We start from the raw sequence: 24502 nt of genomic DNA, 5'->3' as shown, positions 1-24502 counted from the left end.
GCCAACCGCAAGAAGCGCGGCTCCCACGGCGGCCGGCCACCGAAGTTCGACAAGGACGACTACAAGGAGCGCCACGCCGTGGAGTGCGGGATCAACCGCCTCAAGCGCCACCGCGCAGTCGCCACGAGATACGACAAACTCGCCGTCCGCTACGAAGCGACCGTGCTGGTCGCAGCCATCAACGAGTGGCTGTGACCAGCACTTTCGAAACACGCCCTAGCCGCAGGTCAGGTCCTTCGCGGGCAGCCGACCCGTGGTCAGGTAGCGCGTGACGTCAGCGCCCGCGCAGGACGGGCCGGCCACCACCACTCCGTGGCCCTCGCCGTCGGCCACCGTGATCATCCGTGCGCCGTGCAGCGCCCGTCGCATGCCCTGCGCCATGGCGAGCGTGGCCCGCAGGTCCCACTGGTTCTGCACGATCAGCGCGCCGACGCCGTTGTTCACCACGGTGGCCGCCTCGCGGGGCGGGGACTTCCAGAAGGCACACGGCTGGATGCCGGACGCCAGGTCGCCGGCCAGCGGGTAGGCGGCCCGGTCGTGGATCGCGTCCCGGCGGTACTGCTCGGGGTCGCGCGGCCAGTCGCGGGCGTCGCCGCAGAACAGGGCCCACGTGACGGCGGTCTGGTTGTTCTGCTGCTCCTCCGTGCCGGCGGGCATGGGCTCGGCCGGCGCGGCCGGTCCACCCTCGGACGCCGCCTTCAGCGCGGCGATCCAGGAGGTGGCGGTGGCGACGTAGGAGAAACCGGTGTACCCGGTGCGGATGTCTCCGCCGCTCAGCGCCCCGCTCGTGGTCGGGACGGGCGTGCGGTCGGCGCGGGCGATGAGGTCCCAGTACGTCTTGCGGACCTCGGCGGAGGTCGCGCCCAGCCCGTACGTGGCGTGGCGTGCGGCGGCCCACTCCGTCCACCGGGTGAAGGCTGGTTCGGCCCCCGCCGCGGCGCTGCGGAGCGTCCCCCGCCAGGCGAGCGCCGGATCGAGCGCGCTGTCGAGTACGAAGCGGTCGGAGCGCTGGGGGAACATCTGGGTGTAGACGGCGCCCAGGTAGGTGCCGTACGAGTACCCGAAGTAGGAGATCCTCCGCTCTCCCAGTGCCGCCCGGATGACGTCCATGTCCCGCGCGGTGTTGCGGGTGGTGACGTGCGGCAACACGTCCCCCGCCTTGGCCTGGCACTTGTCGGCCACCGTCCAGGCCCGGTTGACGTCCTGGGTGAAGGTCTTCGTCGTGTAGGGGTGCTGGTTGCTCCGCTCGTCGGCCGTCAGGTCACAGGTGATCGGCGAGCTCTTGCCGGCCCCGCGCGGGTCGAACCCGATCAGGTCGAACCGCTCCCGCACCTCCGGCGCCAGCAGGGGCTCCATCTCCACAGGCATGGTCAGCCCCTGGACGCCCGGGCCGCCGGGATTCATCAGCAGCACGCCGTGCCGCGCCTTCGCACGGCCCGCCTTGATCCGCGAGACCGCGAGGTCGATCCTCCGGCCTCCGGGGTCGGCGTAGTCCAACGGCACCTGGACGGTGGCACATTCGAACAGGGCCGGCTGCCCCGCGTCGCAGCGCTCCCAGCGGAGCCGCTGGTGCGCGTACTGGTGGAGCGGGTCTTCCGCCGCGAACGCCGTCGCGGGGGTGAGCGCCGCCAGTACGGCTGTCACCGCGGCGGCCGTCAGCAGGGAAATCGTTCGTCCGTCTCGCAAAACCATGCCAGTCCTTGTACAGAATCGTGTCCCGGATCGTCTCCAGTCTCCGTTCCGCCCCCGCCCGTACCCGTACAGCACCGGGATGGGTTCACGATCCGACTTGCGGCGTACAGCGGAGCGCTGACGTACTGCCGGAGGCCCATTTCCCGCCGCCTACTGCCCCAGGTGAACCGCCGACCGGCCGACCGCCGTTGTCCCCGAGCGCGGGTCACCCGGCGGAGCGGGGAACGGGGCGAACGGCAAGCCGGTTCGGCGCGCTGGCGCGAGTCACTTTCCGGCGAGATGACCGATGCCAAGGGGTTCAGTGGTCGCACGCGGCGACTGAGGCCGTCCCCGATCTGCGTCTCCATCACCCGGATCCGGGCGGAGGCGGCCGGCTGGCCAATGCCGACCTCCCTGACGGCCTGCCGAGGCTGCCGACCGCGAGCAGCGTCTCAGGACCGGGCACGTCGGGCACTCGATGGGAGCGCGGCATGGTGGGTTCACCGACGTCGTGGTGGTTCACCCGGGAACAGCGAAGTGCCGCACCGACCCGGTGAGTTCGGTCAGCCGTCGGGTTCAGTGCCGTCGCCGCCGCACGCGGGCGGCTCGGACGGCGAGGGCGAGTACCATGCCCGAGCCGAGCGCGATGAGGCTGGCGATCAGCGGCGTGCCGACTGCGTCCCCGCCGGTGCGGGCCAGTTCGCCGCCGGATGCCGGGGTCGCCGGTCCGGAGGAGGCGCTGGGCCCGGCGCGTCCTCCGGAAGCCGGTGGAGCGGCCGTGGCCGACTGTCCGGGGACCCCGGGGCTGGATTCTCCCGGGTCGCCGGTGGGTCCGGCGGTAGGACTGGGCTCTCCCGGGGCGCCGGTGGGTCCGGCGGTGGGACTGGGCTCCCCCGGGGCGCCGGTGGGTCCGGCGGTAGGACTGGGCTCCCCCGGGGCGCCGGTGGGTCCGGCGGTAGGACTGGGCTCCCCCGGGGTGTCGCGTACCAGTCGGATGGCCTTCAGGGGTTGGATTTCCACGATCTCGGTGGGGCCGTAGTACGAGGCGGCGCCGATGTCGATCCGGTCGGTGAGCGGGCTGTCCGCGCCGAACCTCAGTCGGACCGGTATCTCGGTGGTGTCCGCCGGCATCGGCCCCTCGTCCTCCGGGATCGGGAAGTCCTGCCAGTTGTCCGTCGGGTCGTTGAAGGACCGGGCGGACTGCCACCGGCCGTCCAGGAGGTACTGAACCTTGATCTGATCGGCCTTGAGCCCCACCTGCTGGGTGTCGTGGACCTGGAAGAACAAGCGGTTGAACTCCTTGGCCGTGTCCGCATGGTGCAAAACGATGGCGAACTCCCGCCAGTCGGCGCCGGGTACGAACTCATCGGGCAGCCCGCGCAGTTCCAGGGACGGTTTCGGCGCGGCCCGCGTCGGGGAGGCGGCCGGGGACGGCTCCGCCGCCGGGCTGGACGAGTGCGGGGCGAAGGGCGATGGGCGGTGCTCCCCCGCTGTCGCGGCCGGTACGGCGGCCGCGACGATGATCCCGGTAACTCCGGCGGCGATGACGGAGTTGACGGCCATTCTTCTCAACTGCACTTGGGTCCCTCGTCCGTTGATGAGTGGTACGGAAGGGATTCTCCGCACACTCACCAACTTCGGGTAGTACACAGCTCTCTATTAGGCCATAGCCCAGGCCTATGACCCGTCCGGCCACGCCCCGCAGGCCGACCGGGCGAAGGCCTGGCACCTCGCCGAGCAGGGCGCCGCCCTCACCGCGGCCTTCCGCTCGCCGCCGTCCCGGCCGGTGCCGCCAGATGAAGGTCGGCGGCGTCGGCGAGCGGGATCCACTCCACCGACGCCCGGCCCTGGTCGTCCTGCTCGGCGACGGCGACCATGCGGTGGAGCCGGTCGGGCAGCACGGCCAGGTCGAGGCCGAGTTCCTCGAGCAACTCCCGGCGCAGCGCCTCGGCGGGGTCTTCGCCGTCCTCGGCCACGCCGCCGGGGAAGGAGAGCTGTTCTCCGGCCGGGCGCTGGCGGCGGATCAGACACACCCGGCCGTCGTGGACCAGCACCGCGCACTCCCGCACACGGACCGGCCCGGCCGCCGTGCGGTTTCGGGCCGCACCGAAGCGGCCGCTCAACGGGCGGCGAGGGATGGATACACCCGCGGGAGGTGTGTCCGGCGGTCGGGTCTACGTGTCCCGTCCTGCGGTGAGGCGCTGAAGTAGGTCGAGCAGGGTTGCGCGGTCCGCGTCGGGCAAGCTGGAGAAGCAGGCGGCGAGCACCTCGTCAGCAACCTTGTGGCCGGCCGCCAGGACTTCCTCGCCGGCGGGCGTGAGGTGGTGCTCGATGCGCCGGCCGTGTCCCGATCGGCGCTCCACGAGGCCCTGTGCTGCGAGGCGGCCGACGAGAGTTCCGAAGGCCTGCCCGGTCTGAAACGTCGCCTCGGCCAACTCTCGGGCTGACGCCCCGGGTGAGCGGCTGATCGCACGCAGGGCATCCCACTGGGCCAGCGTCGTGCCGATGGCCGAGAGCGCGCTGTCGAGCGCCCGATGCTGTCGATACTGGGCTTGTTTGACCGCTCTGCCGAGTTCTTGCAGCTCACCATGCATGGAGCGAGTCTACGTCATAACCAAGCTAGCTTATATAAAGATGTTTAGTTATGGTGGTGGGCATGCTCACAGACGCATCAGCCGAGTCCGCTGACCTGTCCCTCACTCTGTCCGAGGCCGGAGCCGGCAGGCCGGTCCTCATCCTGCACGGCGGCGGAGGCCCCGCCACAGTGGCCGGCCTCGCACAGCACCTCTCCGGCATCGCCCACACCATCACGCCTGTGCACCCCGGCTGGGACGGCACCCACCGCCCCGCATGGCTCACCGGCATCGACGACCTCGCCCTCGCCTACCTGCACACCCTGCGCGAACGTCGACTGCGCGACGTTCTCGTCGTCGGCTCCTCGCTCGGGGGCTGGATAGCCGCCGAGATGGCCGTACGCGACAGCGCGGGAAGCATCACCGGCCTTGTCCTGATCGACGCCGTCGGCGTGCAGGTCGAGACGGAACCGATCACCGACTTCTTCGCCCTTGACGCCCGCGGCGTTGCGGAGCACTCCTGGCACGACTCAGACCGCTACCACCTCGACCCGGCCGACATCCCGGCCGAAGAACTCGCACGCAGGCAAAGCAACATGGCCACCATGCGCATCCTCGCCGGCGACCCCTACATGCATGACCCCAAGCTGCTGCGTCGGCTCGGACATGTTCAGACGCCTGCCCTCCTGCTCTGGGGTGAGAGCGACCGCATCGTCACCCCCGCCTACGGCGCGGCGTATGCCGACGCCTTCGGCAACGGCCGACTCAAGGTCATCCCCGAGGCCGGTCACCTCCCGCAGATCGAACAACCGGAAGCCACCTTCGCTCTGATCGACGCCCATCTGCGCCGGACGAGCGACCCGTTCCATCAACAGTGAGCAACCGTTGGTGGCCAGTTACCTCCCCACCAGCTTTCCACCAGTGGGGAGCAACCGGCCGCTGACACCCGGGGCGAAACTCACCGTCCTGGGGCGAAGCTCCCCACCGCAGACACCTCACGGTGCCAAGCCGTCAAGTCCGGGCCGGTGGGTGCGGGCCCGGTGTTCGAACGGCTGTCCTGGCCGGGTGCCAGGCGCGCGGTGGCCAGATCCCGCAGCCGTGCCAGGGTCGGCTCCTGGCGGGCCACCTCTTCGTCGGCGCCGTGGTGGTCTTGGAGCAGACCGCCCGCGACGGCGCCGGCCAGGTCGAGCGCCCAGTCTCCGGAGGCGGCGGTCTCGGCGATGTCCGCGAGCTGCGGCAGCGCGGCAGTGCTCGCCGAGGAGATCGTCCCCTGATGGCACAAGCGCCCCCAGAGCCGGTCGGAGAAGGGCGGCCGAGCGGTCCTACGTGGAACCGGTGCCGCTGTTCTCCGGACAGATCTTCGGCTGCCTACACCGAAGGGCTACACGACCCGTCCCGGTGCAGGCCGCTGCCCCGGGGCCGGTCGGGCCCCGGGGCGGTACAGGCTTGTTCCCGCTCGTGGTCAGGTGGTCCGGAACTTCCACGTGCCGAGGGTGGCCCAGTTGCTCCAGGTGCTGCCGTTGGCGGTGTAGCTGTGGGAGATCAGGCCGTCGGCGCCGATGGCGAAGACGTCGGCGGCGTTCGAGCCGGCCTCGTACACCGCGGCGGGGGCGCCGGCGAACTTGTAGGTGCCCATGGTGCTCCAGCCCTGCCAGGGGCCGGCGTTGAGGTTGTAGGTGTGGTTCAGCACGCCGTCGGTGCCGACGCCGAACAGTTCGATCGCGCTCGTCGAGGCGTTGTACACGGCCGCCGGGCTGCTGGCGAACTTCCAGGTGTCGAGGGTGCTCCAGCCGCTCCACTGACCGCCGTTGAACAGGTAGTTGTGCGAGATGACGCCGTCCTGGCCGGTGGCGAAGACCTCGGTCGCCTTGTTGGTCGGGTTGTAGACCGCGGCCGGCTTCCCGGTGAAGTGGAAGGAGGCGTCCAGGGCGGACCAGCCGGTCCAGGCGCCGCCGTTGGTGCTGTAGGCGTGCGAGAGGACGCCGTCCGTCCCGATCGCGAACACCTCGGCGGTCGCCGTGTCCTGGTTATGGAGCACGGAGGCCGCCGCCGAGGAGGGCGCGGGGGGCCGGGGCCGGAGTGGGGGTCGGAGCCTGGTCCGCGTACGGGTTGGCGTGGTCGTAGCCAAGGCCGGCGCCTGCGCCGCAACTCCCCCACGCGCCCGCGCCCTGCGAGGCCAGGATGTTCTCGGCGACCAGGATCTGCTGCTGCGTGGTGGCCTGGTGCGGGTAGGCCGCGTAGGCGGTGCCGCCGTTCGCCTGCCAGGTGGAGAGCTTGATCTGCAGACCACCGTAGTAGGTGTTGCCCGTGTTGATCGACCAGTTCCCGGTGCTCTCGCACTGGGCCACCTTGTCCCAGGTCGTCACCGAGGCGGCGTTCGCCTGCCCGGTGCCCAGGGAGGCGGCGGCCATGGTCAGGCCGAGTACGCCGGTGGCGGCGGCACCCATCCGGCGGGTGCGGGCGGCACGGGACGAAGCGCGGGTCATCTGAGGTCCTTGGAGAAGATCGGGGAGGTCGGACGGACGGCCGCGGCGGCCGGGCCCGGGTGGACCCGGCCGCCGCGGTGGTGACCCGGGATCAGTGGGTGTTGAACTTCCAGTTGCCCACCGCGTACCAGCTGCTGAAGGGGCTGCCGTTGCTGGTGTAGGCGTGGCCGATCGTGCCGTCCTGGCCGATGGCGAAGACCTCGGCGGCGTTGGTGTTCGGCTCGTTCAGGGCCACCGGCGCACCGGCGAACTTCCAGTTGCCGAGCGCCTCCCAGCCGGACCACGAGTTGCCCAGGAAGTACTTGTGGTTGACGATGCCGTCGGCGCCGGTGCCGAACAGCTCCACGGCCTTGGTGGTGGAGTTGTAGACCGCCGTCGGGACGCCCGCGAACTTGTAGCCCGCGTCGAGGGTGCTCCAGCTGCTCCACTGGCCGCCGCTGGTGCTGTAGGCGTGCGACATGACGCCGTCGGCGGCGCCGATGGCGAAGACCTCGGCCGTCTTGTTGTTCGGGTTGTAGACGACGGCCGGAGCGCCGGTGAAGCGGTAGCTGGTGTCCAGGGTGGAGAAGTCGCTCCACGCGGCGCCGCTGGTGCTGTACGAGTGGGACAGCACACCGTCGGTGCCGATCGCGAACACCTCGGCGGTGTTCAGGTCGGGCTCGTAGACGGCGGTGGGGGACCCGATGAAGGTCCAGTTGCCCATGGTGTTCCAGGCCGACCAGGCGCCGCCCGCGTAGTACTTGTGGTTGAGCTTGCCGTCGGTGCCGATCGCGAACAGCTCGACCGCGTTCACCGACGGGTTGTAGACGGCGGTCGGCGATCCGGTGAAGTGGTAACCGGGGTCCATGGTGCTCCACGAGCTCCACTGGCCGCCGTTGGTGCTGTAGGCGTGCGAGAGGACGCCGTCCGTCCCGATCGCGAAGACCTCGGTGGTCTTGGTGGCGGGGTTGTAGACGGCGGTGGGCTTGCCCGTGAAGTGGAAGAAGGGGTCGATCGTGTACCAGTCGCTCCACTGACCCCCGTTGGTGCTGTAGGCGTGAGACAGCACGCCGTCGGTGCCGATCGCGAACAGCTCGGCAGTGCCGTTGCCGGGGTTGTAGACGGCGGCCGGCGCGACGCCCGACACCTGCGGGCCGACCGGGGTGGTCACGGGCGGGGGCGTGACGGTCCCGCCGACGGGGCTGGCGTAGCCGCGAATGCTGACGTTGTAGCCCCCGCTCGTCCGCACGTTCGCACCAACCGCGCCCGAGGCGGTGTTGGTGCTGACCTTGCCCGGGTAGCCGCCCTGGTTGCCGCCGGTCCAGCTGATGGTGCCGCCGTTGACCGCGGTGACGATGGCCACGTGGTCGTAGTCGGTGCCGCTGAAGCTGTTCGGGTGGAAGAAGACGGCGTCGCCCACGTGCGGGGTGCCGGACAGCCCGCCGTCGTACGTCTCCGCGTAGGTCTGGAAGCTGTTGGCGAGGTCGTTCAGGATGCCCATGTTCTTGACGCCGTTCTGCGCCCAGACCCAGCCGGCGAAGTCCGCGCACCAGGCGTGTGTCCTGGAGCCGCCGGAGCAGCTGGAGTTCTGGTCGGTACCGGGGGCGTAGTAGCCGGCACCGCCGTTGCCACAGGCGTTGCTGCCGACCTGGCTCAGGGCCGTCGAGGCGATCGAGTCGCCGAGCGAGGCCGCATGGGCACCGGGGACAGCCAGGAGGCTGAGGCCGGAGGCGGCCAGCGTGACGGCGGCGGCGGAGGCGGAGGCGGCAAAGCGGGTACGGACACGAGACATGGAATCTCCAGATTGGGAACGGAGTGAGCAAGTCGGACCGCTACGGGCGCGCCTGACCGGCATGCGGGTCGCGGCGGCGGGCAGCGGGAAGTTCGGGCGCCGAAGGGCCGGCGGAACGTTCGGTCGTCAGCCGGCGGGCAGTGACCGCCCGCCTGAGGTGGGGTGCTCGGTTCGGCGGGCGCCGGCGCGGGCCGCGCGGCGCGGCGGTGCGGCGGTGCGGCGGTACGGCGGTGCGGCGGTACGGCGGTGCGGGTGTGGGAGTCTTCAGCCGGCAGGCGCGGCGGATGCAGCCGGCGCGGCCGTCACCGGGCGGTGCGGTCCGTGGCCTGCGGGGGCTCCGGGGGCAGGTAGCGCCGCAGGAGCATCGGCGAGGTGCGGTGGCTGCGGACGATCAGGCCGTGCGCGCGGCAGACGGCATCGGCGGGGTCGAGCCGGCCTGACGGATCGGACGGGTCGCGGCTGAGCAGGTAGAGCAGGAGGTCGATCCGGTCGTCGACGGGCTGTGCGCTGGCGTGCTGGAGTCCGTCGGCGGGCTCGGAGTGCGCCCAGAGGGTATCCACGGCCTCGGCCGCCTCGGCTGCTCCGCTCGCCTCCGCCGCAGCGGGCTGCCGGCGTTTCAGGCTGGCGTAGACGATGTCCATCCCGTGCTCAGCTGCCCCAACCGAGGCTGGCCTGGGCGACGCTTCCCCAGCCGAGGCTGTCGGAGACGGCGGCGGTGGAGGTGGTCGTGCGGGCGTGGCGGGAGCGGTCCCGGCGCCGGTGGCCGAGGAGACGGCCGGGGTGATCAGGAGGGCGGTGAGCGAGACGGCGGCGACCGCGGCGGCCTGGGCGATACGGGTGCGGATCATGACGGAGCCCTTCTGACGTTGACGGAGAGGTGTGCCGATCCGGTTCGGGCGTCCCGCGGTTGACGCTCCGTCCGGCTGCCGTCCGGGCCGTTCCCTGTCGGGCCTGCCTGGCGGCGATCACTACTCTCGTCGCTCGCCGACACCGCCGGAAGCCCTTCCCGCTGTCACCAATCGGCCTGACGGGATCCGGACATAGTGATGCGCGCATGTCAATCATGGGTGCCTTGCGTGGCGTGAGTGCACCCTCTGTGGCGCGCGATACACAACTCACTCCCCACTCGAATCTCCCCATGTCACCCAAAGGCCCCGATCGGGATCTTGAACGAGCTGTCGCACCTCTGTTTGGATGCGACCGGCCGTTCGACCGAAAGACGGCCGACGTTTCCGGGGGGAATGCGAAATGCTGGAAGTACTGGGCCTGACGGCCGGAGCCACCGCCGTGTACCAGGTGATGCTCGACCACCCCGCCTACAGCGTGGACGAGATCGCCTCCGACTGCGGTATGAGCAGGCCGCAGCGCCGCCACCGAGGTCCTCGCCGCCGCGGTGCACGACCACCTCGACGAGCTGAGCCGCCTCACCCTTAGCAGCGGCCCGAGGACCTCACCGCCAGCCGGCCCGCCGACGCCGAGGTGTTCGCCCGCGGCGTCGGGATGCGCACGCTCTGCCAGGACTCCGCCCGCAACCAGCCCCACGTGGAAACCTACGCCCACTGGCTGCTCAGCCACGGCGGCGAGGTCCGCACCGCCCCCTCGGTCCCGCCCCGCATGGTGGTGGTCGACCGCACCCAGGCCCTCGTCCCCATCGACCCCGAGGACAACCGCAAGGGCGCCCTGTACGTGACCGAACCCGGCATCCTCGCGGCCCTGCTCGACCTGTTCGAGCAGTCCTGGAACACCGCCGTTCCGCTCGGCGCCACCCGGCCCGAGGACCCGCGCACCGGCCTCAGCGCCACCGAACGCGAACTGCTGCGCCTGCTGGGCTCGGGCCTCACCGACGACGCTGCCGGCCAGCACCTCGGCAGCTCCTCCCGCACCGTCGGACGCCACATGTCCTCGATCATGGAACGCCTGGGCGCGAGCAGCCGCTTCGAGGCCGGAATCAAGGCCGCCCACCGCGGCTGGCTCTGAACCTCTCTGAGGTGACCGGCGCTCGGCGCGCCGACCGGAACTGCCGGCTCAGCTGGGCAACGACTGTCACCCCCGCACCACGTCGGCGCGGACCCATTGGCGGTACGCCACAGCTGCCTTCCGGACGCCGGCGTTGACGTGACGGTCGACGTACACGTCAGCCGACCCGAAGACCCACCGCCAGCGTCAGTTCAAGGACCCGGTGCGGCGATGCGAGATCCGGAAACAGCTCCCGCAGCTGCGACATCCGGTACCGGACCGTCTGGGGATGGACGAACAACGCCGCCGCCACCTCGTCCCGCCTGCCCTGGTGCAGCAGCCACTCCCGCAACGTCTCCTCCAGCCGCCGTGCGGTCGCGACAGGCAAGGCCCGCAACGGTGCGAGGGCTCGGGCACGCAGGTCCGCGAACGCGTCCACGTCGGCGCTCAGCACCAGCTCGGGCAGGTGGTCCTCGGTGTCGCGAATATCAGAGGAGAGGGAGCGCGCGCGTAGGGCTCGTGCGTACGAGGCGGACGCACGAGCCCATGGCCGGGCCGGGCCGACCACGGCGGTGCGGTCGGCCAGGTGCCGCAAGAGATGCGATCGGTCGGCATCGGGGACGAGCAGCACACCGGTGGCGTCCGGCAGATCGTCGAGGACGAGGGTGCCCGGGTCGAGCGCGCGGTAGGCAGGCCGGGCCTGGGCGGCGGGCAGCAGGACCGCGGTCAGCGAAACCGGAGGCTGCCACCCGGCCCGTTGAGCGGAGGCCAGCAGCACGTCCGGGCTCGCGCCGGCGAGGAGGTCGCGGGCCAGGTGTTCCAGGTGGCGTTCGTGGGCCCTGCCCCGGGCGGCCAGTTCGTCGGCGTGGCCCGCGGCGCTCGCGGCGGAGAGCTCGTCGATGTAGGCGAAGGTCAGCTCGGCGAACTTGGCGACCTCGGCGGCGGGCAGACCTGCGGGTACGGCACCCGCTGCCAGGCATCGCCAGGCCACGCGGGCGCCGACGCGGTAGGCGCTGAGCAGGGCGTCCATCGAACGGCCGTCGCGCACCTCGCCCCGGCCCAGCTCGTAGGCCGCGTCACCGGCGTCGCCGCCCGTGGTGTTCCCGCTCGCGAGGTCGAGGTAGTGCCCCAGGGCAGTGCGGACGGCTCGGCGGATGGTGCCGCCCATCGGGCCCGAAAGGGCGTTGGCGTAGGGAGGGACCTCGTCGATGATCGCCTGGACGACCTCGTCGGCGGTGGCCGTCAGCTCGGCCCGAAGTGCGGTGACCGTCGTCTCATCCAGGGCCAGTCCGCTGGCCCTCCGGATTGCATGGCTCACGTTCTTGTTCCCTGCGAACAATTCATTCGACCAGATTTAACGTCCTACGGTCAGGACTTTACGCCCTGAGGCGCAGCAAGCTGGAGCCATGACGAGTGCAGCCCTCCGCAGCAGGGCGTGGAAACTGCTGGAGATGGTCACGACGCCGCTGCTGCCGTCGGACTACCTGGACCTGGTCAGCCCGCTTCGAGCGGGCGCCGACCTGCGTGGGCGCATCGAGGCCGTGCACCCCGAGACGGGTGACGCCGCGACCATCGTGATCAGGCCGGGACGGGGCTGGCGCGGCCACACAGCCGGTCAGTACGTGCGGATCGGGGTCGACGTCGACGGGAGGCGCCTGTGGCGTGCCTACTCCATCACCTCGCCGACGAACCGCCCGGACGGCCGCATCACGATCACGGTGAAGGCGATCCCGGACGGCAAGGTCAGCAACCACCTGGTCCGGCGGGCGACAGCGGGCACGCTGGTCCAGCTCGACCAACCGGCCGGTGACTTCGTGCTGCCGCAGGCCAAGCCCGCCAAGGTGCTCTACCTGACCGCCGGCAGCGGGATCACGCCCGTGATGGGCATGCTGCGCGACATCGAGTTCGACGACGTCGTCATGGTCCACTGCGCGCCGCAGCCGCAAGACGTGATCTTCCGCAACGAACTGCACAGCCTGGTCGCGGACGAGAAGCTACGCCTCACCGAGGTGCACACCGCCACGGACGGCAGGTTCGACATCGCCCGTCTCGGCGAACTCGTGCCCGACTGGTCCGAGCGCGAGACCTGGGCCTGCGGGCCCGCGGGCCTGCTCGACTCCGCAGAGGAGCACTGGACCGAGCACGGCGTCCAGGAGCGCCTGCACACCGAACGGTTCCGCCCCCGCATCGTCGTCGCCGGCGACGGCGGCGAGGTCACGTTCAGCGCCACCGGCAGGACCGTCGACGCGGACGGCGCCACGCCGTTGCTGGACCTCGGCGAGGAGGCCGGCGTGCTCATGCCCTCCGGGTGCCGCATGGGCATCTGCTTCGGCTGCGTCACGCCGCTCAAGGCGGGCGCCGTCCGCGACCTGCGCACCGGCGACATCACCGAGGCCGAGCCGGGCGTCCTCATCCAGACCTGCGTGTCCGCCGCGGCGGGCCCCTGCGACATCGAACGGTAGAAGCACCTTGACCGCCATCGACCCCACCGCCCACCTGACCGCGGAGCAGATCGAGGAGCTCGGCCGCGAGCTGGACGCGATCCGCGACGAGGTGATCGCCAGCCGCGGCGAGAAAGATGCCGCCTACATCCGCAAGGTCATCTCGGCGCAGCGCAAGCTGGAGCTGGCCAGCAGGGGCGTGCTGCTGTTCTCGATCTTCCCGCCCGCGTGGCTGCTCGGCACCGCCGGTCTGTCCGTGGCGAAGATCATGGACAACATGGAGATCGGCCACAACGTCCTGCACGGCCAGTGGGACTGGATGCGGGACCCGAAGATCCACTCCACCACGTGGGAGTGGGACCACGTCTCGCCGTCCGATCAGTGGAAGCACTCGCACAACGAGCTGCACCACACGTACACCAATGTGATCGGCAAGGACAACGACCTCGGCTACGGCATCATGCGCGTCGACGAGGACCAGAAGTGGCACCCGTTCCACCTCGGCCAGCCGCTGTGGAACTTCGTCAACGCCTGCTTCTTCGAGTACGGCATCGCAGCGTACGACCTGGAGCTCGGCAAGAACCTGCACAAGCGCCGCCGCAAGAACCCGGAGTTCCGCGCGCGGGCCAAGGCCGTGGGCCGCAAGATCCGCAAGCAGGCGCTGAAGGACTACGTGATCCACCCGCTGCTGTCGGGCCCGTCGTTCCTCACCACGCTGGCCGCCACGTTCACCGCGAACCTGGTCCGCAACATCTGGTCCCACTCGGTGATCATGTGCGGGCACTTCCCCGAGGGTGTCCAGGTCTTCGAGCGCCAGTCGATCAAGGGTGAGACGCGCGGCCAGTGGTACCTGCGCCAGATGATGGGCTCGGCGAACATCAGCGGCAGCAGGGCCATGCACTTCATGACCGGCAACCTGTCGCACCAGATCGAGCACCACCTGTTCCCGGACCTGCCGAGCAACCGGTACGCCGAAGTCGCGGTGAAGGTGCGCGCGCTCTTCGAGAAGTACGAGCTGGAGTACGTCACCGGGCCGCTGCCCAAGCAGGTGTTCTCCGCGTGGCGCAAGGTCTTCCGGCTCTCGCTGCCGAACAAGAAGCCCAAGGTCAAGACGCCGGACCGCGAGCAGGAACTCGTCGCGGCCTGATTCCCGGTACTGGTTCGGATCTTCCGGCCGTACTCGCGGCACCACCGGGTTCGGTGAACACCGCGCCGGGAGGTCAGCCCGCGAGTACCTGCCGCACGTTCTCAAGTCGCGCACGATGATCCTCGATCCAGCCGGCCGGCGGCGAAAGAGGAAGGCTGACCGTCACCTGCGACGACGGACCGTCATGGATCGACACTCCGATCACACCAGGTCGCAACGGCTTGATCCCGAGCTGGACCGTCCGTCCGGAGTTCAGCCACGAGACCAACCGATTGCCGGCGAGCTTGTCGCCGGTTGCTGTCGGGGTGTCAACTCGGTTACCGAACAGGCATCGGACGCGGGTGGGCCGACGAAATACATTGATCATCTTGTAGTAATCTCGCTCCGCCGAGGGACGGGGGAAGCGGCGTCACCCTCGTGCGGAGGCTGTGCACGGGCCTCCCGCCGATTGCGAAAGTCGTCGTCGAAGATGTCCGTCCTGACCTATCCCGAGGCCGTCGGTGTCGGCCTGCTGCACGGTGTCACCGAGCTGTTCCCGGTCTCCAGCCTCGGCCACAGCATCCTGCTGCCCGCGCTGGTCGGCGGGCGCTGGCGGCACGACCTCGACGTGTCCGCGCCGGGCTCGCCGTACCTGGCCGTCCTGGTCGGGCTGCGCCTGGCCACCACGCTCGCGCTGGTGATCAGGTTTCGGCAGGACTGGGCACGGATCGTACGGGGCCTGTGCAGTTCGGTCCGCTGCCGGCTCATCCGCGAACCGGACCAGCGCCTGGCCTGGCTGGTGGTCGCGGGAGCCACGCCCGTCGGTGTCGCCGGGCTGGCCATCAGCGGGGTGTTCAAGGCGACGCTGGGCAAGCCCGTACCCGCCGCCGTCTTCCTCACCGTGAACGGCCTCGTGCTGTTCTGCGTCGAATTGCTCCGGCGCGACGGCTCCGGCCGCCGACGGGCGCAGCCGTACATCGCCCCTGGCGACGAGCGCCTCTCCGCCGAGGGACAGTCGGACCGTCGAATCGTCCAGTTGGGCTACTGGCAGGCGATCTGTATCGGGGCGGCGCAGATCACCGCCTTCCTGCCCGGGATCAGCCGCACGGGGATCACCATCGGTGCCGGCATCCTCAACGGCCTGTCCCACGAGGACTCGGCCCGCTTCGCGTTCCTTCTCACCGCGCCCGTGATCGGGTCCGCCGCCCTGTTCGAACTGCCCTCGCTGATCGACGCGTACGGTGCCGACCTCGGCGCACAGGTCCCGGTCGCGAGTGCCCTGGCCTTCGTCGGCGGGTACGCGGCCGTGCACTTCCTGAGCAAGTACTTCAAGACGCACACCCTGAAGCCGTTCGCCTGGTATTGCTCACTGGCCGGGCTCGGCGGACTGGTCTTCCTCACGGTGTGAACTCCGCCTCGAAGTACCGGGATTCAGTCACCGACGACGCCGCTCAGCCGACCGCCGACCCGCCACCCGATCCGTGCGGTTCAGGGCCGCCGGCTGACCAGCGCCTGGCACGGGGGTCGTGACCCGACGGGCTCGACCGCGCTCCCCCGCTTGCACGACACAGCGTGCTCGATCCCTGAACCGGCCGGCCGGTCCGGCCACCGGCCGCCCCGAAGGCTGGGGCCAGGGTCAGCCGGCGGACTCACGTGGGTCGATGCGGTAGGCGAAGGGCAGGGTGCCCGGGTCCAGGACGGTGGCGCCGCCGTCGACGGTGAGGGTCGCGCCGTTGACGAAGGAGGCGGCCGGGGACAGCAGCCAGGCGATGGCCTCGGCGACCTCGCGCGGGTCGGCGGGACGACCCGCCGGGAGCAGCCGGGTGGCTTCGGCATAGGCCGCGTCCGTGCCGCCGTCGCCGTCGCTGCCGCCGTCGCCGTCGTTGTTGCCGTCGCTGTTGCCGTCGCCCAGCTGCGCATCCTCGGCGAAGCGGGCCATTCGGCGGTCGGCCATCTCGGTGCGCACCCAGCTGGGGCACACGGTGTTGGCCCGCAGCCCGCTCGCGCCGTAGTCGACGGCCAGTGAGCTGCACAGCTGCAGCAGGGCCGCCTTGGACGCGGCGTAGGCGGCGTTGCGCAGGCCGTTGCGCAGCGCCGAGACGGAGGCGACGGCGACGACGGCTCCGCGTGCCCGCAGCAGGTGCGGCAGAGCCGCCCGCATCGTCAGGAACGGGCCGGTGAGGTTGGTGCGCAGCACCAGGTCCCAGTCCTCGTCGGAGGTCTCGCCGACGCCGCCGCCGCGGCCGACTCCGGCGTTGACCACCAGTCCGTCGAGGCGCCCGTAGTGGGCGACGGTGCTCTCCACGAGGTCGCGCACGGCGGCGGGGTCCGTCGTGTCGGCCGGGTGGGCCAGCGCGCCGCTCTGCCGGGCGACGTGTTCCAGCGGCTCGCTCCGTCGTCCGGAGACGACGACCTCGTGGCCGCCCTCCCGCAACAGCCTCGCGGTGGCCGCGCCGATGCCCGTACCGCCCCCGGTCACGATCACAACTCGCTGCTCCGTCATGGGCCTTCCCCTCCGATCGGCCACCAACCACCCCTGCTGCCCTAGCTGTATCACAGGGTCGGCGCAGGCGAGGCGCGGGCTGTCCCGCTACGGCGGACGGGGCCCCTGGGGGTTCCCGCGGTCCGGTGCGGCGACGGACCGGCAGACGGGCTGTCCGGTAACCGAGAGCCTGAGGACTCAGGTGGTCCTGTCCGACGACCGGGTCGGATCGGGCGGCGGCCGGGCAGGTGACCGCCACGTCGGGGGTTTCGCGCCGCACGCCGGAGGCGCTGTGCGCGGCGCGGCCGCGGGCGGGCTCCGGCGGGGTGGGACGGCGCTGCGTCTCGGCCGGGGCCAGGCGGGCGGGACGGTTTCGGCGGGCGGGGAGGCCTGTGCTTTGTCCGGGACACGCCCATCCGGCAACGACCCCACCAGGTCCGGGTCGAAGAAGCACCTCACGTCATCCCACAGAGATCAGCCACACCGCCATGCTGCCCGTCTCACCGACTGAACGCAGCCCGTTCCCCTTGGTCAAAGAGGTGGTCGTCGTCGGTTGCCTGACGGCGATGCGCGCGCTGATCGCGGCGGACGGCGCCCCGGCTCAGCTCTGCAGATCTTCCAAACCAGGATCATGCAGGGCTCCGTCGAGAGCACCGTTGGCTCACGCACCGAGACGGTTTCGGGCCGGCTCCTGTCACCGGCGGCCGGCTCCGTGGAAAACCTCCGCAAGAGACAGCGCGCCCCCTCCCCGGGAACACCCGCGGGCTCGCCGACCGGCCCGGCACGGGACACCGGATGAGCACACCCCCGGTCCCCACACCGCACTGTGGAGCCTTTGCACCTCCAGCCTGGACGCAGCGAGGGGCTTCGCCGCACGGGAGGTGGGGGATGTGCTCTTGGCCGGCAGGGTGGGAAGGAGAGAACTGCCTTCGGGTTCAGCTGTTCTCCGCGAGACACGGTTCCCGGGATCTTCCCTGTGTCTCTGTTCGCCGGGAGACCCAGGGCGGTGTTGTCCGGGCCGTAGCGGGCGGCCACCCGTCCAAGGAGCGAGGAGGGCCGACCGCGCGGCGCCCTGCGGATCGGGCGGCGGGGCCGGTGCGGGGCGACACGGCGTTGTACCATGTCGCTCGGAACATGTCGTCCATGCGATGACAGGAGACAGGTCAACGAAAGGGTGACGGCATGACGGTGCGGGACACCGGCACGGCCGGGACCGGGCCGGCCTCGTTCCTGGCCGCCGCCGCCGCGCTGGGCACGATGGACGCCGCCGCCCGCACGGCCCGCCGCGCACCTGCGGACACCGCGGACACCGCGCGCCAGAGCGACCCGCAGCAGGCCCTGTCCGCGCTCCTGATGCTGCGCCACCTCCGCGAGGAACTCTCCGGCTGGGAGACCGGCCTGATCGAGACCGCCCGCGGCGCCGGTGCCACCTGGGCCGACCTCGCCGAACCGATGGGCGTCCGCAGCCGCCAGGCCGCCGAGCGCCGCTACCTGCGCATGCGCCCCGACAGCGACGCCGGCACCGAGGTGGGCAGCACCGGCGAGCAGCGCGTCCAGGCCGCGCGCGACCGGCGCGCCGCCGACCGCGCGGTGATCACCTGGGCCCGCGCCAACGCCGCGGACCTGCGCCGCCTTGCCGGACAGATCAGCGCCCTGGACGGCCTCGCCACCTCGGCGGCACCCGCCGTACGGCGCCTGCTGGACGCACTCGGCCACCACGACCCCGCCCGCCTGCTCGCCCCGCTCGCCGAGACCCGGCCCCTCCTGGCGGCGGACCACCCGACGATCGCGGCCCGCCTCGACGAACTCACTGCCCGGACCGACCAGTTGCGCACCGACAGCGGCCGGCAGCGGCGCAGACCCTCCACAGGCCCGTGACCGCGAGCCCGCCGGGCTGCGGCCCGCAGAGCGCGGGACGGTGTCGGACCTGACCCGCGGGGCCGCCCCGCGCCGTCCCACCAGCCCTCGACCGCATCCGAGGACCGGGTCCGGCCGCGCGACACACCCGGCCGGCAGTCGCCCCGACCGAACCGAACCCTTTCCCGTCCCCACACCCGAAGGAGACACCACCCGTGGCCAGCCCGACCGAGACGCTGGAGTTCCAGGCGGAGACCCGCCAGCTGCTGCAGCTGGTGATCCACTCGATCTACTCGAACAAGGACATCTTCCTGCGCGAGCTGATCTCCAACGCCTCCGACGCCCTCGACAAGCTCCGCCTGGAATCCCTCACCGACACCGGCCTCGCCGTCGACACGTCCGACCTGCACATCTCGCTGGAAGTCGACCAGGAGGCCCGCACCCTGACGGTGCGGGACAACGGCATCGGCATGACCCGGGACGACGTCGTCGACCTCATCGGCACCATCGCCAAGTCCGGCACCGCCGGTCTGCTGGCCAAGATCAAGGAGGCCAAGGACGCGGAGGCGGCGCAGAGCCTGATCGGGCAGTTCGGCGTCGGCTTCTACTCGGCGTTCATGGTCGCCGACAAGGTCACCCTGCACACCCGCCGCGCCGGCACCGAGCAGGGCACCACGTGGGAGTCCGACGGTGAGGGCACCTACACCGTCGCGCAGGCCGACGGCCTGCCGGTGGGCACCTCCGTCACGCTGCACCTCAAGCCCGCGGACACCGAGGACGGGCTCGGCGACTACCTCGCCGCACGGAAGATCCGCCAGATCGTCAAGCAGTACTCGGACTTCATCCGCTGGCCCATCCGGATGGCCGCCGAACCCGACGGCGCGAACACGGACGCCGGGGACGCGGCCACGGACGGCCCGGAGACGCTGAACTCGATGAAGGCCCTGTGGGCCCGCCCGCGCAGCGAGGTGACCGAGGCCGAGTACAGCGAGTTCTACCAGCAGATCAGCCACGACTGGCAGCCCCCGGCCGAGACCGTCCACATGCGCGCCGAGGGCACCTTCGAGTACGAGGCGCTGCTGTTCATCCCCGCGCACGCCCCGTTCGACCTGTTCTCCCGCGACGCCAAGCGGGGCGTGCAGCTGTACGTCAAGCGCGTGTTCATCATGGACGACTGCGATGCGCTGATGCCGGACTACCTGCGCTTCGTCAAGGGCGTCGTCGACGCCCACGACCTCTCGCTGAACGTCTCCCGCGAGATCCTGCAGCACGACCGCCAGATCACCGCCGTCCGCCGGCGCCTCGTCAAGAAGGTCCTCGCCGCGCTGAAGACCATGCAGACCGCGAAGGCCGACGCCTACGCCGAGCTGTGGGAGCAGTTCGGCCGGGTGATCAAGGAAGGCCTGATCGAGGACCGCGACAACACCGACGCGCTGCTGGAGCTGGTCCGCGCGGCCTCGACGAACGACCCGGAGCAGGCGACCACGCTGCGCGAGTACGTCGCGCGGATGAAGGACGGCCAGGACACCATCTACTACCTGACCGGCGAAAACCGTCAGACGGTGGAGAGTTCCCCGCACATGGAGGCCTTCGCCGCCAAGGGCTACGAGGTGCTGATCCTCACCGACCCCGTCGACGAGGTCTGGACCGACCAGGTCCCCGCCTTCGACGGCCACCGGTTCCAGTCCATCGCCAAGGGGCAGGTCGACCTCGACCGCGACGCCGACGCCGACGACGATGCGAAGGCGGAGAAGGCCCAGCGCGAAAAGGACTTCGCCGACCTCCTCGGGTGGCTGCAGACCACCCTGGGCGAGCACGTCAAGCAGGTCCGCCTGTCCACCCGGCTCACCACCTCCGCCGCGTGCCTGGTCGGCGACGCCCACGACCTGACCCCCACCCTGGAGAAGATGTACCGGGCCATGGGCCAGGAGCTCCCGCCGGTCAAGCGCATCCTCGAACTCAACCCCGGCCACCCGCTCGTCACCGCCCTCCACCAGGCCCATCGCGCGAAGCCCGACGACCCGACGCTCGCGGACACCGCCGAACTCGTCCACGGCAGCGCCCTGCTCGCCGAGGGCGGCGACCTGCCCGACCCCGCCCGCTTCACCCGGCTCCTGACGGACCGCCTCTCCCGCACCCTGTAACCGCTGCGCACGGGCGCGCGTGCGCCGGGGCCGATGAGCCCCGCAGCCGGACCCGGCACGCCTCCTGCTGCCGCGTCGGCGCGACGCGGGTGCCCGCGGTCCCCCTGCCGGAGCGTCCGGGAGGGGGACCGTCACAGCCGGGATACCGGGACTGCGCCGGAGGGTGCCGTCGTGTTCACACCGTCTCCGAGAAGTACGTGTCGGTACCCGAGCCGGACGGCGAGGACGGCATCGTGTTCGCCAAGCCCGGCTTCTCGGTCATCGCCACCGCCAACAGCCGCGACCGGGGCGTCAACGACCTGTCCTCCGCGCTCAAGCGGCGGTTCAACTTCGTGCGCATCCCGGTGGTGACCAACAAGGCCAGCGAGGCGGAGATCGTCCGCTTCCGCACTGAGGAGCTGCTGCGCCGCCACGAACTCGACCTGGAGGTGCCGCCCACCCTGCTCGACGTGCTGCTGCGCAGCAGCGGCGCGGAGCTGGCACCGCTGCTGACCCGCGAGGCCGGCCGCCTCTTCCCCGGCCGCCTCGCCGATCTGGACGCCTGGGTGCCGCCGTGGCGTGCGCCGGCAGGTCCGCCCGCCGTCTTCACGCGGCCGTCCGCCCGCCGGGGAGCCGCACTGCTCGCCAGGCGTCCGGCCACCTGCGACGCCCCGGCGGAACTGTTCGGGTGTGACGACGGCTGGGCGATCGAGGAGGCGCCCGCGGGCCCGACACTGCTCTCCCGGCATCCCGCGACAGCCGACGCACTGGCACTGCTGCTCGCTCCGGCATGAGCGACGGCCGACTCTCCCATGCCTGACGGGGCCTCACGGACGGGCGGCAGGAGTTCCTCGCCACGCGTGGCACTCCGCCCCTGTCCCCAGGCCGCCCGCCGGATGTCCATGGCCCAGGAGGAGGCCCCGACCCCGCCTCTCCCGCCGTTCACATGAGCAGCGGGTCGGCCGGCTACGGCCACGGGTGGCCAAGAGCACCTTACCGAGGGTGGGGTCGGGGCCTGACCGCCCGGGGGTCGAGCGGGCCACCAGCCGGACACGGTCTCCGGATCGTCCTCCAGCCGAGGCCATGCCTCGATACGCTGAGCCATCAGACGTTCTCTCTAAGTGAGGAGTGGGCATGCCGTACTCACCGCAGATGGTCAAGCCGTTCAGGGAAGAGCTGACCGAGATCGGCTTCACCGAACTGGTCACCGCCGAAGCCGTGGACAGCGCGATGAAGAAGGCCGAGACCGGTGTCACCCTGGTGGCCGTCAACTCCGTGAGTGGATGTGCGGCGGGCATGGCCCGGCCCGGCGTGCGCCTCGCCCTGGAGAACACCGGCCACCGCCCCGACCAGCTGCTCACGGTCTTCGCCGAGCAGGACCTGGAGGCAACGGCGCGGATGCGTTCCTACCTCGCGGACGTCCCGCCCTCCGACCCCTCCTTCGCCCTCTTCAAGGACGGCGAACTCGTCTTCTTCATGCCCAGGCACCGCATCGAGACCCGCGACGCCAGAGCCGTCGCCTCCGATCTCCAGGACGCGTTCGACGAATTCAGCCAGTAGCCCCTCCCACCCCCGCGCACCCCGGCCCAGGAACACCGGTGAAGCCCTGGGCCGGGAGCAGATCCTGAAAGGCCGCCCTGACTCGCTGCCGCAGGAGGAGGATGCGGTCGGCCAGGAGCTCGGGGCCTCCCGCGCTCAACTGGCCGGGTAGCGCGAAAACGCTGGCCATCCACGGTGCACAGCCACAGCCGGGCCGGCTGCGGCCTGCGCTCAGGGGGTCAGCGCCACTGGCAGGACGCGCCGGTCATCGCCGGGAGCAGCAGCGGACGGGCGCAGCAAGGCGTTCGCCGTGCGCGCGGGCTGGCGGCGAGCCGGGGGTCGCCTGGGGTGAGTTCCGTCGACGCGAACCGGCCAAGGTGCACCGACTTTCCGCTGGAGGGTGTCGGTGCCCGCCGGCGGAGGGGGCAGGTCCTTAGCGTTCGGAGCAGTGCTTCGTGCACGCCCGTACGTCGTGCGGTCGCCTGGGCATCCAACGCAAGGAAATGAGGCGCAGTGGGACGGGACTTCACGGCCGAGGAGCGCACGAAGAGCGTGCGGGCGATGTTCTCGCAAGCCGGGGCGATGAACCGGGCTGGGCGACGCCGGGCGCAGAGTGCGCACCTGAACGTGATGACGGGCGCGGCTCTGCACGCCGCCGCCCGCCTGGGGGAGGGACGGGAGCTGTCCGAGCTGGCTTGTGGGTGAGGCTTCCTGATCATGCCGCTGCAGCGGGAACCCCGTGATCCCCGACAGACCGGTTCCGGAGGTCAGGACTCGCGCTGGGGCGCGCCGAGGTAGGTGAGAACCGCGAGGACGCGCCGGTGGCCGCTTTCCTCAGGGGAGAGGTCGAGCTTCACGAAGATGTTCCCGACGTGCTTGTGCACGGCCCGCTCGGTGACGACGAGGCGATCGGCGATCTCGGAGTTCCCGCATCCCTGGGCCATCATCGCGAGTACTTCGCGTTCGCGCCCGGTGAGCCGCGTCAGGGGGTTGCCGCGCGTCGCGAGCAGCTGCCGGACCACCTCGGGGTCCAGCGCCGTGCCGCCGGCCGCCACCCGGTGCAGCGCTTCGAGGAAGTCGTCGATGCGGGCGACTCGGTCCTTGAGCAGGTAGCCGACGCCGGAACCGTCGGCGAGCAGCTCTCGGGCGTAGGTGTCCTCGACGTACTGGGAGAGCACGAGGATCGGCAGGCCCGGGATGCGTTCCCTGGCGCGCAGTGCGGCTCGGATGCCCTCGTCGGTGAAGGACGGGGGGAGACGGACGTCCACCACGGAAACGTCCGGCCGGTGGGCGACAGCGGCCGTCACGAAGGACTCGGCGTCCTCGGTCGTGGCGAGCACCTCGTTCCCCAGGGCCTCCAGCATCGCGGAAAGTCCCTGCGCGAGCAGCGCGTTGTCCTCGGCGATCAGGATGCGCACGGGCACTCCACGGTGATCACTGTGGGCCCGCCGGGCGGGCTGTGCATCCGCAAGGTGCCGTCAACTGCCTCGATGCGCTGTCGCATGCCGCGTAAACCGCTACCACGGCCCTCGGCTGCCCCGCCCCGGCCGTCGTCGGTGATCTCCCCGCGGACCGTGCCGTCTACCCTGGCCAGGGTGACCGACACGGAACCGGCGTGGCCGTGCTTGGCCGCGTTGGTGAGCGCCTCGGTGATCGCGAAGTACACGGCGACCTCGACCTGCGGCGGTACGTCGCCGAGTTCGCCGACTTTTCGGCGAGCCCGAGTTGCATGGCGAGGGACACCAGCCGGGCCTGGGTGCCGTCGTGCAGGTCCCGCTCGATGCGGCGCAGCTCGCTGCCGTGTGCGTCGATCGCCCCGGCGCGCGTCCGGTCCAGCGTCGACACGCGTTCGGCGAGGACCGCGGCGGCCGAGGGGGCGAGCAGCCACCGGCTGAAGGACGCCGCCAGCCTGGCGAGCAGCGGCGGGCCGAACAGGGCGAGCAGCACGCTCAGCAGGAACTGGGGCACCCCGGCGTAGACCACGGATCCCCAGCCGTCGATCGGGACGTTCAGCATCAGCCTGATCGGCTCGTCCTCGGGGAACAGCCACCACAGGCCTGCGAGCACGAGCACGGCCACCGGGAACAGGAAGAGCACCGTGCCGAGGAGCCCGAGCATGGTGCCGGCGATCATCATGCCGGGCGCCCAGCGCAGGTCGCGGCCGGTCGCGGGATCCGACAGCACCGCCATCAGGCGCCTTCGCGTGTGCGGTCCGGCCGCTGCCGTCGATGTCGCCGCCCACCGCCCCAGCCGGTCGCGCTCGCCGTCGGCCAGCCATCGCAGCAGTCGGAGCTCGGGCGGCAGAACGAGCAGACCCACGCCGACCAGGCAGAGCACGGCCGAGTACAACAGCACGGGCACCAGCACGACCAGGGCCAGTCCGCGGACGAACGCGCCCGCGCAGTACCCGGTTGCGTGGGCCGAACGCACCGCACTCATTCGCGCCGTTGAGAAGACATTCACGGGTCAGTCTTCCC

The 24502-nt window shown here is 71.1% G+C and carries 24 protein-coding genes and 2 pseudogenes; 11 read left to right on the top strand and 15 right to left on the bottom strand.

The window, feature by feature from the left end; translation table 11 throughout:
* Positions 1–195: pseudogene (locus ACIGG8_RS16800) on the top strand (IS5/IS1182 family transposase); the annotation flags it as partial.
* 21 nt (positions 196–216) lie between these two features.
* Here ACIGG8_RS16800 and ACIGG8_RS16795 read toward each other — a convergent pair.
* From ACIGG8_RS16795 to ACIGG8_RS16780, 4 genes are all read right to left on the bottom strand, one after another.
* Positions 217–1644: an alpha/beta fold hydrolase gene (locus ACIGG8_RS16795; protein WP_396548714.1), complete on the bottom strand. Its 1428-nt coding sequence runs from the start codon at positions 1642–1644 to the stop codon at positions 217–219.
* Between the two features lie 603 nt (positions 1645–2247).
* Positions 2248–3234: a hypothetical protein gene (locus ACIGG8_RS16790; protein WP_396548712.1), complete on the bottom strand. Its 987-nt coding sequence runs from the start codon at positions 3232–3234 to the stop codon at positions 2248–2250.
* 188 nt (positions 3235–3422) lie between these two features.
* Entirely contained in the window at positions 3423–3725 is a 303-nt protein-coding gene (locus tag ACIGG8_RS16785; protein WP_396548710.1) for an NUDIX domain-containing protein, read from the bottom strand.
* 120 nt (positions 3726–3845) lie between these two features.
* Positions 3846–4265 carry a MarR family winged helix-turn-helix transcriptional regulator gene (locus ACIGG8_RS16780; RefSeq protein ID WP_396548708.1) on the bottom strand — a complete coding sequence of 140 codons (420 nt, stop codon included), beginning with the start codon at positions 4263–4265 and terminating at the stop codon, positions 3846–3848.
* A 62-nt stretch (positions 4266–4327) separates the two neighbouring features.
* Between ACIGG8_RS16780 and ACIGG8_RS16775 the strand changes: the two genes are divergently transcribed.
* Positions 4328–5122, top strand: coding sequence for an alpha/beta fold hydrolase (locus ACIGG8_RS16775; protein ID WP_396548706.1), 795 nt, complete (start codon positions 4328–4330; stop codon positions 5120–5122).
* Positions 5123–5202: 80 nt separating this feature from the next.
* Here the strand turns inward: ACIGG8_RS16775 and ACIGG8_RS16770 are convergent, their stop codons facing one another.
* The 5 genes from ACIGG8_RS16770 to ACIGG8_RS16750 all read right to left on the bottom strand — a co-directional run bounded on the left by ACIGG8_RS16770 (position 5203) and on the right by ACIGG8_RS16750 (position 9142).
* The gene (locus tag ACIGG8_RS16770; protein ID WP_396548704.1) at positions 5203–5526 is read right to left on the bottom strand and encodes a hypothetical protein; all 324 of its coding nucleotides are present in this window, start codon (positions 5524–5526) and stop codon (positions 5203–5205) included.
* Positions 5527–5706: 180 nt separating this feature from the next.
* A complete protein-coding gene (locus ACIGG8_RS16765; protein WP_396548702.1) occupies positions 5707–6282 on the bottom strand; it encodes a hypothetical protein in 576 nt (191 codons plus the stop codon).
* Positions 6272–6730: a transglycosylase family protein gene (locus ACIGG8_RS16760; RefSeq protein ID WP_396548701.1), complete on the bottom strand. Its 459-nt coding sequence runs from the start codon at positions 6728–6730 to the stop codon at positions 6272–6274. Before ACIGG8_RS16760 ends, ACIGG8_RS16765 begins: the two co-directional genes overlap by 11 nt.
* A gap of 91 nt (positions 6731–6821) precedes the next feature.
* Entirely contained in the window at positions 6822–8501 is a 1680-nt protein-coding gene (locus tag ACIGG8_RS16755) for a CHAP domain-containing protein (protein ID WP_396548700.1), read from the bottom strand.
* Positions 8502–8803: 302 nt separating this feature from the next.
* Positions 8804–9142, bottom strand: a complete 339-nt coding sequence (locus ACIGG8_RS16750) for a hypothetical protein (protein WP_396548699.1) — start codon at positions 9140–9142, stop codon at positions 8804–8806.
* Between the two features lie 94 nt (positions 9143–9236).
* Between ACIGG8_RS16750 and ACIGG8_RS16745 the strand changes: the two genes are divergently transcribed.
* On the top strand, positions 9237–9365 hold the full coding sequence (locus ACIGG8_RS16745) for a hypothetical protein (protein ID WP_396548698.1): 129 nt from the start codon (positions 9237–9239) through the stop codon (positions 9363–9365).
* Positions 9366–10001: 636 nt separating this feature from the next.
* Positions 10002–10478, top strand: a complete 477-nt coding sequence (locus ACIGG8_RS16740; protein WP_396548696.1) for a LuxR C-terminal-related transcriptional regulator — start codon at positions 10002–10004, stop codon at positions 10476–10478.
* A gap of 157 nt (positions 10479–10635) precedes the next feature.
* Here the strand turns inward: ACIGG8_RS16740 and ACIGG8_RS16735 are convergent, their stop codons facing one another.
* Positions 10636–11775, bottom strand: a complete 1140-nt coding sequence (locus ACIGG8_RS16735) for a helix-turn-helix domain-containing protein (protein WP_396548695.1) — start codon at positions 11773–11775, stop codon at positions 10636–10638.
* Positions 11776–11863: 88 nt separating this feature from the next.
* Here ACIGG8_RS16735 and ACIGG8_RS16730 point away from each other — a divergent pair, with 88 nt between their 5' ends.
* A complete protein-coding gene (locus ACIGG8_RS16730; RefSeq protein WP_396548693.1) occupies positions 11864–12919 on the top strand; it encodes a ferredoxin reductase in 1056 nt (351 codons plus the stop codon).
* A 7-nt stretch (positions 12920–12926) separates the two neighbouring features.
* On the top strand, positions 12927–14045 hold the full coding sequence (locus ACIGG8_RS16725) for a fatty acid desaturase family protein (protein ID WP_396548692.1): 1119 nt from the start codon (positions 12927–12929) through the stop codon (positions 14043–14045).
* A 73-nt stretch (positions 14046–14118) separates the two neighbouring features.
* Here the strand turns inward: ACIGG8_RS16725 and ACIGG8_RS16720 are convergent, their stop codons facing one another.
* Entirely contained in the window at positions 14119–14412 is a 294-nt protein-coding gene (locus ACIGG8_RS16720; RefSeq protein WP_396548690.1) for a DUF5959 family protein, read from the bottom strand.
* A gap of 102 nt (positions 14413–14514) precedes the next feature.
* Here ACIGG8_RS16720 and ACIGG8_RS16715 point away from each other — a divergent pair, with 102 nt between their 5' ends.
* A complete protein-coding gene (locus ACIGG8_RS16715; RefSeq protein ID WP_396548688.1) occupies positions 14515–15432 on the top strand; it encodes an undecaprenyl-diphosphate phosphatase in 918 nt (305 codons plus the stop codon).
* A gap of 228 nt (positions 15433–15660) precedes the next feature.
* Here ACIGG8_RS16715 and ACIGG8_RS16710 read toward each other — a convergent pair whose 3' ends face one another.
* On the bottom strand, positions 15661–16527 hold the full coding sequence (locus ACIGG8_RS16710) for an SDR family NAD(P)-dependent oxidoreductase (protein ID WP_396548687.1): 867 nt from the start codon (positions 16525–16527) through the stop codon (positions 15661–15663).
* Between the two features lie 1161 nt (positions 16528–17688).
* On the opposite strand from ACIGG8_RS16710, the gene ACIGG8_RS16705 reads away from it, so the two are divergent.
* The 4 genes and pseudogenes from ACIGG8_RS16705 to ACIGG8_RS16690 all read left to right on the top strand — a co-directional run bounded on the left by ACIGG8_RS16705 (position 17689) and on the right by ACIGG8_RS16690 (position 22046).
* Positions 17689–18384, top strand: a complete 696-nt coding sequence (locus ACIGG8_RS16705; protein WP_396548685.1) for a type III effector protein — start codon at positions 17689–17691, stop codon at positions 18382–18384.
* A 194-nt stretch (positions 18385–18578) separates the two neighbouring features.
* Complete coding sequence (gene htpG / locus ACIGG8_RS16700; RefSeq protein WP_396548683.1) at positions 18579–20507, top strand: molecular chaperone HtpG; 1929 nt, start codon at positions 18579–18581, stop codon at positions 20505–20507.
* A 173-nt stretch (positions 20508–20680) separates the two neighbouring features.
* Positions 20681–20971, top strand: a pseudogene (locus ACIGG8_RS16695) (AAA family ATPase); the annotation flags it as partial.
* Between the two features lie 649 nt (positions 20972–21620).
* On the top strand, positions 21621–22046 hold the full coding sequence (locus ACIGG8_RS16690; protein ID WP_396548682.1) for a BrxA/BrxB family bacilliredoxin: 426 nt from the start codon (positions 21621–21623) through the stop codon (positions 22044–22046).
* 746 nt (positions 22047–22792) lie between these two features.
* Here the strand turns inward: ACIGG8_RS16690 and ACIGG8_RS16685 are convergent.
* From ACIGG8_RS16685 to ACIGG8_RS16675, 3 genes are read right to left on the bottom strand one after another with little or no spacing between them, the layout of a single operon-like run.
* The gene (locus ACIGG8_RS16685; protein WP_396548680.1) at positions 22793–23443 is read right to left on the bottom strand and encodes a LuxR C-terminal-related transcriptional regulator; all 651 of its coding nucleotides are present in this window, start codon (positions 23441–23443) and stop codon (positions 22793–22795) included.
* Positions 23431–23691 (bottom strand): sensor histidine kinase, encoded by a 261-nt coding sequence (locus ACIGG8_RS16680; RefSeq protein WP_396548678.1) that lies wholly within the window; start codon positions 23689–23691, stop codon positions 23431–23433. Before ACIGG8_RS16680 ends, ACIGG8_RS16685 begins: the two co-directional genes overlap by 13 nt.
* The gene (locus ACIGG8_RS16675) at positions 23607–24455 is read right to left on the bottom strand and encodes a sensor domain-containing protein (protein WP_396548677.1); all 849 of its coding nucleotides are present in this window, start codon (positions 24453–24455) and stop codon (positions 23607–23609) included. The genes ACIGG8_RS16680 and ACIGG8_RS16675 overlap by 85 nt, the downstream gene beginning before the upstream one ends.
* Positions 24456–24502 lie beyond the last annotated feature (47 nt).

It is taken from the genome of Kitasatospora sp. NPDC085464 (assembly GCF_044541955.1).
In the GTDB taxonomy this organism is placed as follows: Bacteria; Actinomycetota; Actinomycetes; order Streptomycetales; family Streptomycetaceae; genus Kitasatospora.
The sequence above is the reverse complement of the archived record's forward strand: the minus strand, read 5'-3'. Positions and strand labels throughout refer to the sequence as shown.

What these genes read in the sequence shown, in the direction of transcription:
- ACIGG8_RS16790 (WP_396548712.1), bottom strand. Translation starts at nt 3,234, where the DNA reads ATGGCCGTCAACTCCGTCATCGCCGCCGGAGTTACCGGGATCATCGTC.
- ACIGG8_RS16780 (WP_396548708.1), bottom strand. Translation starts at nt 4,265, where the DNA reads ATGCATGGTGAGCTGCAAGAACTCGGCAGAGCGGTCAAACAAGCCCAG.
- ACIGG8_RS16775 (WP_396548706.1), top strand. Translation starts at nt 4,328, where the DNA reads ATGCTCACAGACGCATCAGCCGAGTCCGCTGACCTGTCCCTCACTCTG.
- ACIGG8_RS16760 (WP_396548701.1), bottom strand. Translation starts at nt 6,730, where the DNA reads ATGACCCGCGCTTCGTCCCGTGCCGCCCGCACCCGCCGGATGGGTGCC.
- ACIGG8_RS16755 (WP_396548700.1), bottom strand. Translation starts at nt 8,501, where the DNA reads ATGTCTCGTGTCCGTACCCGCTTTGCCGCCTCCGCCTCCGCCGCCGCC.
- ACIGG8_RS16750 (WP_396548699.1), bottom strand. Translation starts at nt 9,142, where the DNA reads ATGGACATCGTCTACGCCAGCCTGAAACGCCGGCAGCCCGCTGCGGCG.
- ACIGG8_RS16740 (WP_396548696.1), top strand. Translation starts at nt 10,002, where the DNA reads ATGCGCACGCTCTGCCAGGACTCCGCCCGCAACCAGCCCCACGTGGAA.
- ACIGG8_RS16730 (WP_396548693.1), top strand. Translation starts at nt 11,864, where the DNA reads ATGACGAGTGCAGCCCTCCGCAGCAGGGCGTGGAAACTGCTGGAGATG.
- ACIGG8_RS16720 (WP_396548690.1), bottom strand. Translation starts at nt 14,412, where the DNA reads ATGATCAATGTATTTCGTCGGCCCACCCGCGTCCGATGCCTGTTCGGT.
- ACIGG8_RS16715 (WP_396548688.1), top strand. Translation starts at nt 14,515, where the DNA reads ATGTCCGTCCTGACCTATCCCGAGGCCGTCGGTGTCGGCCTGCTGCAC.
- ACIGG8_RS16710 (WP_396548687.1), bottom strand. Translation starts at nt 16,527, where the DNA reads ATGACGGAGCAGCGAGTTGTGATCGTGACCGGGGGCGGTACGGGCATC.
- ACIGG8_RS16705 (WP_396548685.1), top strand. Translation starts at nt 17,689, where the DNA reads ATGACGGTGCGGGACACCGGCACGGCCGGGACCGGGCCGGCCTCGTTC.
- ACIGG8_RS16690 (WP_396548682.1), top strand. Translation starts at nt 21,621, where the DNA reads ATGCCGTACTCACCGCAGATGGTCAAGCCGTTCAGGGAAGAGCTGACC.